Below are 9983 nucleotides of genomic sequence, written 5' to 3'. Positions count from 1 at the left end.
ATAGGGAATGGCCACGCGCAGCATATAGGCGTGCAGCTGCAGATAGACGCCGTTCATCAGGCGCAGCGGCTTGAACTCGTCCTCGCTCAGCGCGCCCGACAGGCGGGCATGGACCTGTTCGCGGAACTCCGCCGTGCGGGCGTCCAGAACCGCGCGGTCGATCTCGTCATACTTATACATGCGCGCCCCCGGTGCTTGAGGCCAGCTTGGTCGAGCCTGCGCTGGGGCCGGACAGGCGGATGGTCTCGCGCACATGCTTGCGGCCTGCAGGAGAGAACCCCTCAGCCTCGGCGTCGATGTCAATCGGATAGGGTCCGACGACGGTCAGCACATCGCGGAGCGCCGTTTCGAGCGCGGCGTCCGTGGCGTCATCCTCAAGACGGACAGCCAGATCCGCGTTTTCGGTCCAGCTTTTCTCGGGCGTCAGATAGACCACGCGGCCATCGGTCAGCCGGTTTGCGGTGATGGTTTTCATGCGGCGTGCTCCAGCGCTTTCTGGCTCAGGCTTGAAAGGTGTTCAGGCGCATAGGCGACCACATCGCCGATCACGAGGACGGCGGGGCCATTGAGCTGTTCGGTCGAGATCGTGTGCGCCAGGGCGCCCAGCGTGGTGAAAACCCGGCGCTCGGTGCTCAGACTGGCGTTCTCGATGATCCCCACCGGGGTGGCGGGGGAGCGGCCGGCCTCGACCAGGCGGCGCGACAGGGTCGCGGCCACCGCGACGCCCATATAGACGACGAGGGTGTGGGTGGAGGCGGCGAGGGCTGTGTAATCGAGATCGGGACCGCCCAACTTGGGACGGCCGGTGACGAAGGTCACGGCCTGCGCCGCATCACGATGGGTCAGCGGAATTTGCGCCTGGGCGCCGGCGGCGAGAGCAGCGGAGATGCCCGGGGTGACATGGACTTCAATGCCCGCAGCGCGCACGGCGTCGACTTCCTCACCGCCGCGACCGAAGATGAAGCTGTCTCCGCCTTTCAGACGCACGACCCGGCGGCCGAGTTTCGCCTGCTCGATCAGGATTTCGCAAATGCGTTCCTGCGGCACCGGATGGTCGCCCTGACGCTTGCCCACATCAATGCGGTGCGCATCGCGGCGCGCACGGTCGATGATTTCGGGTGAGACCAGACGGTCATGCACGATCACATCCGCATCACGGATCAGGCGGGCCGCCTTCACGGTCAGAAGTTCGGGATCACCCGGACCCGCGCCCACGAGATGCACTACGCCCTTGCTGGCGGGGGCGTCGTCTTTCAGGGCGTCGATCAGGGCGGCGCGCACGCCGTCTTCATCGCCTGCATCGGCCAGTTGGGCGGCGGGACCGCGCAGAGCGCGCTCCCAGTATTTGCGGCGGGCCTCCACACTCGGGAAGGCGTCCATGACCCGCTGACGCAGACCGCGCGCGGTTTCCGCCAGCAGGCCAATGCCCGGCGCGATGACGGTCTCGATCGCGCTGCGAAGATCGCGCACCAGGATCGGTCCGGCGCCGCCCGAGGACAGGGCGATGGTGATGGCGCCGCGATCCACAAGGGCGGGGGTGTAAAAATCGCAGAGCGGCAGATTGTCGACCACATTGACCAGCGCGCCAGCCTTGCGGGCTTTCGCAGCCAGCTTGATCGCGCGCTTCTCATCCTCGATCCCGATGAAGACGAGGCGGGCGCCCCTGAACACGTCATGGGGGCGGGCGCGGGTGTCGATCCGGGTGTTCGGGTTGAGATCCGACGGCAGGGTCGGAGAGACGCCCAGCGTGCACCAGACCAGCTCGCACGGGGCGGTGCGGAAAAGGCGCAGCTTGTTCAGCGCGGGCTCTCCGGCGCCCAGAACGACCACGCGGGCGTCCTTCAGGGGGATGGCGGGCAGGAACTGATCCATAACACTAAGGCCTTCTCGTAATGCGGCCCGCACTCTCGCTGTCAGTATAGCTTTTTACAAATCAGTATTTTTGCGTCATATAGAAAGAAATTCTTTTCGATGGTGATCCATGGCCGGTCTGGCTCCGCTCAATGCCCTGCGCGCTTTCGAGGCCGCCGCCCGTCAGGGCGGATTTGTCGGCGCGGCGGAGGAGCTCAATGTCACGCCCGCCGCCGTGGGCCAGCAGGTGCGCCAGCTCGAAGCCCTGATTGGCGAAGCGCTGTTTGAACGGCAGGGCAAGACGCTGATCCTGACCGAGCGCGGCGCGGCGGCGTTGGAGCCCTTGCGGCGCGGTTTCGAGCTGATGGGAGAGGCCAGCGCCGCCCTGCGTGCGATGCAGGCGACCCCGACGCTGACCCTTGCCGCGGATCACGATGTGATGATCGCCTGGCTTGGCCGGGACCTGGCCTCGACGGACGCCGCCATAAGGCTGGTGGCGCGCGGTGAAGAGGCGGAGCTGACCCTGACGCGCTCCTCTGTCGCTACGGCGCCGGCGGGCGCGGATCGCATCATGGACGAGGTGCTGACCCCGCTCGCGCGGCCCGGTCTGGTCGCGCCGGATGCGGGTTTGGCGGTGCTTGAAACCCTGCCCCTGATCGAGGACAGCGCCAGCGGATTGAGCTGGGCGCAATGGCTCAGCGCGCGGGGCGGCTATGGCCTTGAAGCGCAGCCGCGCCTGCGGGCGGCGGACTCGCTGGCGGCGCTGGCGCTGGCCGAAGAGGGCGCAGGCATCGTGCTGGGACGCAAGCCGCTCGCCTATGACGCCATCCGCGCCGGGCGCCTCGCGCCCGTATTTGCCGACGGGGATCAGCCGACGGACCAGGCGTATTTCCTGCAAGGCGTTGCGGGGCGGTCGCCGTCGGCCGCCGCGACCCGTCTGGCCCAGCATCTGAAGGCCTGCGCAGCGGCGCGTCAGGATCTCGCGGGCGAGCTCTGATCAGGCGTCGAGCCGAGACAGCGGGTGAACCGGGCCCATCTCCGGCTCGATATCGGGCGCGGGATGGTGATCGGGCCACAGCCAGTGGGCCAGCGCTTCGAGGCTGTCGACAATGCGCGGGCTCGATCGGCTGAACAGGCGATTGCCGTCAAACACAATAAGCTGACAGCCCCGGGCTTCGAGCTGTCGCAGCGCAGCCACAGCCTCCTGATCGCCGGCGATGTCCTCAAGCGTGCGCGCGGCGGGGAAGCCGCATGGCGCGATCACCAGACGCTCAGGGTTGAGAGCGTGCAGATTGTTCCAGCTCGTCGTCCAGCTGGGCCGGTCTGCGGTATTGCCCGCATCCTCGGCGCCCGCCAGCGTCAGGAGCTCATGCATCCAGTGGCCGCCAATGAAGGGCGGGCTGGTCCAGTCCAGCAGCACGGTGCGCGGGCGCGGACCGGGGAGCGCCTGACTGCGCGCGGCCACCGCGTCGATGCGCGCCTGAAGGCTGGCGCGAAGCTCGGCCGCGCGATCAGCAACGCCCGCCGCCTCGCCGATCATGGTGATCGTCTCGAGAATGTCGCGCAGCGAATAGGGTTCGAGATTGACGAGCGTCGGTTGCGGATCGAGATCGCTCAGGACCGTGCTGACCTCCGCGCCGGAGACGGCGCACACATCACAGAGCGCCTGACTGATCACGAGATCGGGCTTGAGCGCGGCCAGCGCCTGCGCATCGAGCGCGTAGATCGCATCCTGTCCCTGCAGTTTGGCGCGCACCGCCTCATCAATGTCGCGGGCGGTCTGCGCTTCAAAGAGGGCGCTCGTCAGCGCGGGCAGGTCCCTGACTTGCGGCGGCCAGTCACAGCAATGGGAGACGGCGACCAGATCATCGGTCAGGTCCAGAGCGGCGACGATTTCGGTCGAGCTGGCGAGGAGGGAGGCGATGCGCATGCCGCGAAAGGCTCGGATCAGGATTTGGGCGGGGCGACGAAAGGCGCGATGCCGGTCATCAGATGATAGACCATGCTGGCGGGCACATGATCGACTGCGGGTTCGAACTCCGCGTCGAGACGGTCAACCCAGCCATGGGCGGGGCCCTTCTGCAGATAGCGGGCGTTGATCTCGTCGATCATCGCCTTCACCGGGGCCTGGGGCGAGCCCAGGGTGATATAGGTGCGCAGGCGTTCCAGCTGGGGCCACAACCGATAGGTGGTTGCGCCATTGCCCAGAACGTCCAGCGCCAGGCCGTTGCGAATGCCCTCACGCTCGGCGAAGGCGTAGATGCGGCGCAGCCAGCTGCCGCAATCGCGGCCGATCAACCGGTCCGTCTCGCTCAGCAGATAGATCCATTCATAACAATGGCCGGGCTCGATCCGGTCATCCCGCACCCGGGTCCAGTCCGGACCGAAGCGCTCCAGAACCGCGCCGGTTTCCGGCGCGAACATGAAGCGTTCAAACAGGGTGGCGATCGTCTGGATGCGCGCGGCCGACGCCGGATCGCCCATCACCTCGTAATGACGCAGGCTGGCTTCCAGAAGGTGCATGTGCGGATTGGACAGCTTGCCGCCGCCGCCGGTCTCGTGATCGACCCAGCCGCCATAGATGTCGTCGGCGAACAATTCGTCGATAAGGGCGAAGGCTTCCTCGGCCAGCGCTTCGCCTCGCGCATCGCCCAGGGCGGCGAGCTCGGAACCCGCCAGCGCCACAAAGGCGTGATCATAGAGATCGCGGCGCGGATCATTGATCTTGCCCTGACCGTCAAAGCCATGCGCCCAGCCGCCCTGGGGCGCGCGGGCCGGACCATTGAGAAAGGCGACCGCCGCATCGATGACCTGATCAGCGAGTCCGTCCGGATTCCAGCCCAGGGATTTGGCGCGGGCGAAGCTGAACAGCTGGCGCTGGGCGACCCGTCCGCGCCGGTGGAGATTCGGCGCGGCTTCGCCGCTCAGATCAAGCCCCTCGACAAACCCGCCCGAAGCCGGATCGACGGCGCGTGCAGCCCAGCCCGGCATCACCGTGTTCCAGAGCCAGTCGCCCAGGGATTTGCGCTGATCGGCGCGCAACAGGGTCTGGCCCAGGGTCTGGATGGCGGAAACGGCGGGCTTGATCCCCGCCGCGCCGTCCAGGCTCGACACCAACACGGCGTCACGGGTGGCGATGACGGCGATGGCGTCCAGCCCGTGGACGGCCACCTTCGGGCCTGAAGACTGGATGAAGACGCGTTCGGCGCCGGGCGCGACCACGGCCCCGCGCAGAACCTTGGGGTCGTGCGTGGCTTCGGCGTGCAGGGCGTGCACGGCGCGGAAATCGCCCACATCGCTCCATCCCATCGATACGGGCAGGACGGCGATATTGTTCGCCGCTTCCATCACCGCATAGTCGATGGATTCAGAGCGGCATCTGGCGAACAGGGTGCGATCGAGCTGGCCGTGTTCGTCCAGGGCCGCCTCGACGCTCTGAAGAATATCGGGCGCATGGGCCTCAAGCGCCTCGCGCATCACACGCGCGGTGAACATGAAGACGCCGGCGTTCCAGTAAAAGCGTCCGGTCTCGATATAGGTGCGCGCGGTTTCAACGTCGGGCTTCTCGACAAAGCGCGCGACAGGCTTGGCGGCGCTGTCGGCGGGGAGCGCCTCGATATAGCCATAGCCGGTGGCCGGGAAGTCGGGATTGATCCCGAAGGTCACGATCTGGCCTTCGCAGGCGGCGGGCTGGGCGTTGCGGATGGCGCGGTGAAAGGCCGCCACGTCCTTGATGTGATGGTCGGCCGGCAGGATCAGGAGGATCTCGTCCGGCTCGGCCAGCAAGGTGGCGGCGGCGATGGCCGGCGCGGAATTGCGGCCCATGGGCTCCAGCACCAGCTTCACGCCCGGAAGCTCGGCCTGCAGCTGATCCTTGTGCCGGAAGGAGCCCACGGCCATGGCGGGATTGAAGAGGCCTTCATCGCTGACGCGCGACAGGGTTTCGGCCACCATGGATTGCGGGCCGGTCAGGGGCAGGAATTGTTTCGGGGTGCGCGGGGTGGACAGGGGCCATAACCGGGTGCCGCCGCCGCCGCACAGAATGACGGGCGTGACTTTGGTCATGTTGGCTCTCCCCCGTTGATCCGTATCCGTCCAGACCGTGCGTCAGCTATCGCAGCTCGCCTTAAGCCTTGCAATGTTTTGTGTGAGTGTCCGTCACTCAGTAAAGGGCTTCAATCCGGAGCGCCGCCCATCAGCGCTCGTCTTGGGTCAGCGCTGTCCACGCATCATGCTGGGACAGGAAGACCTCGCCCGTCAGCGCGGTCAGGAAATGGGTGTGCTTGAGCTTGTCCATGACAGGCCCTTTCACCTCGGACAGGTGCAGGCGCACGCCCATGTCGTGAAGACGCGCGTTGAGCGCCTCCAGGGTTTCAAGCGCGGAGTAATCCACTTCGTTCACCGCCGAGCACATCAGCACGACGTCCCGGACCGCCTCGGCATTCTGGCTGAGTCGCTTGAGAAGCATGTCCTCGAGGAAGTTGGCGTTGGCGAAGTACAGGCTCTCATCGATCCGCAGAGTGAGCAGCGAGGGCGTGGTCTCAACCTGGTGGCGGTGGATATTGCGGAAGTGCTCGCTCCCCGGCACGCGGCCCACCTCGGCGATATGGGGTTTGAACGTCTTGGTGACGTGCAGGAGCATGGACAGGCCGACCCCGGCTGCAACGCCCGCCTCGACGCCCAGGGAGAGGGTCAATGCGATGGTGGCGAAGACCGCGATGAAATCGGACGTGGAATACCGCCAGGTGGCCTTCAGGATCGAGAAGTCCACCAGGCTCAGCACCGCCACGATGATGGTGGCGGCGAGCGTCGCCTTGGGCAGATAGTAGATCAGGGGCGTCAGGGTCAGGGCGGCGAGCGCCAGCCCGAGGGCGGTGAAGGCTCCTGCGGCGGGCGTGCGCGCGCCGGCATCGAAATTGACGACCGAGCGGGCGAAGCCGCCCGTCACGGGATAGCCGCCGGTGAACGCCGCGCCCAGATTGGCCGCGCCCAGTCCGATCAGTTCCTGGTCGGCGTCGATGCGCTGGCGCTTTTTCGCGGCGAGGGTCTTGGCGACCGAGACCGACTCCACGAACCCGATGATCGAGATCAGGACGGCGGGAATGAACAGGGCGCGGATCAGGTCTGGCGACCAGTCCGGCGCGGTCAGGGGCGGCAGGGTCTGGGGCACGACGCCGACCACGGCGACGCCGCGCGCCTCAAGGTCCAGCCCCCAGGTCAGGGCCGTTGTCACAAGCACCGCGAAGACCGGACCGGTCTTTGTGATGAAGCCCGCAATCCGGTCCGGCAGGCCCAGCGTGGTCAGGACGGTTTTCAGACTGGTGCGCACAAAGAACAGGAACGCCATTGCGCCCGCGCCGATCGCGAGAGTCGGCGCATGGATGTCGCCCGCATGCCGGACCAGGGAGATCGTCAGCTCGATCAGCGAATGACCCGAGGCCTCGACGCCCAGCACATGCTTGAGCTGGCTGGCGGCGATGAGAACCCCGGAGGCGGTGATGAAACCGGCGATCACCGGATGACTGAGAAAATTCGCCAGAAAGCCCAGTCGCAACACGCCCAGCACCAGCAAGATTGCGCCGGACAGAAAGGCCAGCGTCAGCGCCGCCGCGGCGTAGCTCGCGGTTCCCGGTTCGACCACCTGTCCGATCGCGGATGCGGTCAGCAGCGAGACCACGGCGACCGGGCCCACGGCCAGCGCCCGGCTGGTGCCGAACACGGCATAGAGCAGGATGGGCGCGATCGAGGCGTAGAGCCCGGTCTCGGGCGGCAAACCGGCCAGCATGGCGTAGGCCAGCGATTGCGGGATCAGCATCAGGGTGACGATCACCGCCGCTGTCAGATCCTCGCTCAGGGCCGCCCTGTCATAGTCGCGTCCCCAATCCAGAACCGGGAAATAGCGTTTGAAGCGGTCCATGGGGTCGGGGGCCTTTCTGATTTGCGGCGGGATCTGCAAACCGTCGCTAACCCTTACTGGGACTGAGCTGATCTTTGTTTGCAATCTGCTTGCTTAAGAGAATCAAACTGGATTTCTGTTCAGCTTTGCTAGCCAAGTGCTTTAAGGTTGTAAGAGTGCTGCTCTATTGTCTTGCCAACTCTGCGTAGCGCGCACGTAGGATTGTACCAATGACAATGATTTAAAAAATAATAGGAGTAATTCAATCATGATTGAATTTCATTTTTAGGCGGATTGGGCGACGAAATAGTAAACTGTTAGGTGCCTTCCAATAATATTTGTCTCCGGCCCAACCGCGATAAACTCCACCCCCTCCGCCTGACACTCATACCTCAGCACCAGGTCGGCGCTGCCGTCCGGCAGGGCGGTGTTGGAGACAAGGGTCAGGGGGCCGATCTGTTCGCGGGTGACCTCCAGATTGGAGAGCGGTCCGGTGAGGAGGCTCGCAAGGCTGCCCGGCCCCATCGGGCCGATCCGGCGGTTCTGGCTGGTCCCGTCCGCCGTGCGGACGCGGATCCACACCGTCTCCCCGATCCTCAGCGGTCGTTTCAGTTCGACATTGCAGCGATGCCAGGTCTCCCCGCCCGTATTGATGAGGCGGGCGGGCGTGAAGGGGGCGGGCAGCGGGTCGGGCTCGACCCTGACGCCATTGCGCGGCCACAGATCGGGCCGCAGCCCGTTCACATCGAGACGCACCGGCCCGTCGGCCGGGGCGCCGCTGACCAGTTCTGGCCCGAAGCCGATCATGCCAGCACCGTGATGCTGGCCGCGGTGGTGCCGGCCTCATGGATATGGGTGAGGGCGAGGGGGTAGAGCACGCCCTCGCGCAGGGCGGGCAGGGTCAGGCTGTCGCCGCCCGCGAGGGTGACGCTGAGATCGCCGCCCAGGCCCAGCAGCACGGCGCGGCTTTCAAAGGGCAGGGCGGTCGTCTGGCCGGGGGTGAGGGCGAGATTGGCGGCGCGGCGCAGCGGGTCTGTGGCGGCGGCGGCGCGTTGGGCGGGGACAGCTTGGGTCATGGCAAGGCCTTTCAGCTTGGCTTGGGTGAGCGCTGAAAGCCTAGGCGCAATGCGGGCGCCCGCGGACAGGGGCTGGCGCGGGGCGGCGGGCCGCGACGGTCATGGCCGGGGCGCGGCGGGCCGGGCTCCGGGTGTGCGGGCGGGGATAACCGGCCGGGTCTAGTGGCCGTAATAGGCCTTCCACCAGGCGGCGAAACGCTCAAGCCCCTCGGCCAGCATGACTTTGGGCTTGTAGCCGGTCAGGGCGCGCAGCTTGCTCACATCGGCATAGGTGGCGGTGACGTCGCCGGGCTGCATGGGGCGCATGATCTTCTCCGCCTCAAGGCCCAGGGCCTGTTCCAGCGTGGATATCATGTCCATCAGGCCGACCGGATGGCTGTCGCCGATATTGTAGACCTCGTGCCCGCCGGTGGGGGGCGGGTTGTCCAGAACGCCGATCACGCCGTCCACGATGTCGTCGATATAGGTGAAGTCGCGCGCCATCTTGCCTTCGCCATAGACCTCGATGGCCTGGCCGCGCGCCATCATCTGGCTGAACTTGAAGTACGCCATGTCGGGCCGGCCCCAGGGGCCGTAGACCGTGAAGAAGCGCAGGCCGGACAGCGGGAAGCCGTAAAGATGCGCATAGCTCTGGCTCAGGAGCTCGCACGAACGCTTGGTGGCGGCGTAGAGCGAGACTGGGGTGACGGTGGGGTCGTCCTCGCTGAAGCCCTTGCCGTCGAGCGGGCGGTCGCCATAGACCGAGCTCGAGGAGGCGTAGACCATGTGGGTGACGCCGTTATGGCGCGCCGCCTCCAGCAAAGACAGGTGCCCGGCGAGGTTGGAGCGCTCATAGGCGAACGGGTTCTCCAGCGAATAGCGCACCCCCGCCTGGGCGGCGAGATGGACGATCCGCTTCACGCCATGCTGCTTCACCAGCGCGCCGATCATGGCGTGGTCGGCAATGTCTCCGCGCACCATCTCGAAGGCCGTATGCTGGGACAGCTCGGCCGCGCGCGCCTCCTTCAGCCCGGGATCGTAGTAGTCGTTGTAGTTGTCGACTCCCACCACACGCTCACCCCGTTCGAGCAGGCGTTGGGCGACGTGCATGCCGATAAAGCCGGCGGCGCCGGTGACCAGGACGGGCGTGCTCATGACCTATCGCCCCACGCTGACATAAT

The 9983-nt window shown here is 66.3% G+C and carries 9 protein-coding genes and 1 pseudogene; 1 reads left to right on the top strand and 9 read right to left on the bottom strand.

What is annotated here, in order from left to right; translation table 11 throughout:
- The 3 genes and pseudogenes from B2Z70_RS13300 to cysG all read right to left on the bottom strand — a co-directional run.
- Positions 1-180 (bottom strand): annotated as a pseudogene (locus tag B2Z70_RS13300) (nitrite/sulfite reductase); the annotation flags it as partial.
- A complete protein-coding gene (locus tag B2Z70_RS13295) occupies positions 173-475 on the bottom strand; it encodes a DUF2849 domain-containing protein (RefSeq protein ID WP_292983874.1) in 303 nt (100 codons plus the stop codon). The pseudogene B2Z70_RS13300 and the gene B2Z70_RS13295, both read right to left, overlap by 8 nt.
- Entirely contained in the window at positions 472-1872 is a 1401-nt protein-coding gene (gene cysG / locus B2Z70_RS13290; protein ID WP_292983872.1) for a siroheme synthase CysG, read from the bottom strand. The genes B2Z70_RS13295 and cysG overlap by 4 nt, the downstream gene beginning before the upstream one ends.
- 109 nt (positions 1873-1981) lie before the next feature.
- Here cysG and B2Z70_RS13285 point away from each other — a divergent pair, with 109 nt between their 5' ends.
- Entirely contained in the window at positions 1982-2848 is an 867-nt protein-coding gene (locus B2Z70_RS13285; RefSeq protein WP_292983870.1) for a LysR family transcriptional regulator, read from the top strand.
- Here the strand turns inward: B2Z70_RS13285 and B2Z70_RS13280 are convergent, their stop codons facing one another.
- The 6 genes from B2Z70_RS13280 to B2Z70_RS13255 form a co-directional block, all read right to left on the bottom strand.
- Entirely contained in the window at positions 2849-3781 is a 933-nt protein-coding gene (locus tag B2Z70_RS13280; protein WP_292983868.1) for an ABC transporter substrate-binding protein, read from the bottom strand.
- A gap of 17 nt (positions 3782-3798) precedes the next feature.
- Positions 3799-5916, bottom strand: a complete 2118-nt coding sequence (locus B2Z70_RS13275; RefSeq protein ID WP_292983866.1) for a sugar phosphate nucleotidyltransferase — start codon at positions 5914-5916, stop codon at positions 3799-3801.
- Positions 5917-6046: 130 nt separating this feature from the next.
- Complete coding sequence (locus B2Z70_RS13270; protein WP_292983864.1) at positions 6047-7768, bottom strand: SulP family inorganic anion transporter; 1722 nt, start codon at positions 7766-7768, stop codon at positions 6047-6049.
- A gap of 264 nt (positions 7769-8032) precedes the next feature.
- On the bottom strand, positions 8033-8554 hold the full coding sequence (locus B2Z70_RS13265) for a hypothetical protein (protein ID WP_292983862.1): 522 nt from the start codon (positions 8552-8554) through the stop codon (positions 8033-8035).
- A complete protein-coding gene (locus tag B2Z70_RS13260) occupies positions 8551-8823 on the bottom strand; it encodes a spike base protein, RCAP_Rcc01079 family (RefSeq protein WP_292983860.1) in 273 nt (90 codons plus the stop codon). Before B2Z70_RS13260 ends, B2Z70_RS13265 begins: the two co-directional genes overlap by 4 nt.
- A 159-nt stretch (positions 8824-8982) precedes the next feature.
- Positions 8983-9957 (bottom strand): SDR family NAD(P)-dependent oxidoreductase, encoded by a 975-nt coding sequence (locus tag B2Z70_RS13255; protein ID WP_292983858.1) that lies wholly within the window; start codon positions 9955-9957, stop codon positions 8983-8985.
- Positions 9958-9983 lie beyond the last annotated feature (26 nt).

The organism is Oceanicaulis sp. UBA6590 (genome assembly GCF_002433705.1).
Lineage (GTDB): Bacteria > Pseudomonadota > Alphaproteobacteria > Caulobacterales > Maricaulaceae > Oceanicaulis.
The sequence above is the reverse complement of the archived record's forward strand: the minus strand, read 5'-3'. Positions and strand labels throughout refer to the sequence as shown.

Bases quoted from the DNA above. Each gene is read 5' to 3' on its own strand.
- B2Z70_RS13295 (WP_292983874.1), bottom strand. From the start codon at position 475: ATGAAAACCATCACCGCAAACCGGCTGACCGATGGCCGCGTGGTCTAT.
- B2Z70_RS13265 (WP_292983862.1), bottom strand. From the start codon at position 8,554: ATGATCGGCTTCGGGCCAGAACTGGTCAGCGGCGCCCCGGCCGACGGG.
- B2Z70_RS13285 (WP_292983870.1), top strand. From the start codon at position 1,982: ATGGCCGGTCTGGCTCCGCTCAATGCCCTGCGCGCTTTCGAGGCCGCC.
- cysG (WP_292983872.1), bottom strand. From the start codon at position 1,872: ATGGATCAGTTCCTGCCCGCCATCCCCCTGAAGGACGCCCGCGTGGTC.
- B2Z70_RS13275 (WP_292983866.1), bottom strand. From the start codon at position 5,916: ATGACCAAAGTCACGCCCGTCATTCTGTGCGGCGGCGGCGGCACCCGG.
- B2Z70_RS13255 (WP_292983858.1), bottom strand. From the start codon at position 9,957: ATGAGCACGCCCGTCCTGGTCACCGGCGCCGCCGGCTTTATCGGCATG.
- B2Z70_RS13280 (WP_292983868.1), bottom strand. From the start codon at position 3,781: ATGCGCATCGCCTCCCTCCTCGCCAGCTCGACCGAAATCGTCGCCGCT.
- B2Z70_RS13260 (WP_292983860.1), bottom strand. From the start codon at position 8,823: ATGACCCAAGCTGTCCCCGCCCAACGCGCCGCCGCCGCCACAGACCCG.
- B2Z70_RS13270 (WP_292983864.1), bottom strand. From the start codon at position 7,768: ATGGACCGCTTCAAACGCTATTTCCCGGTTCTGGATTGGGGACGCGAC.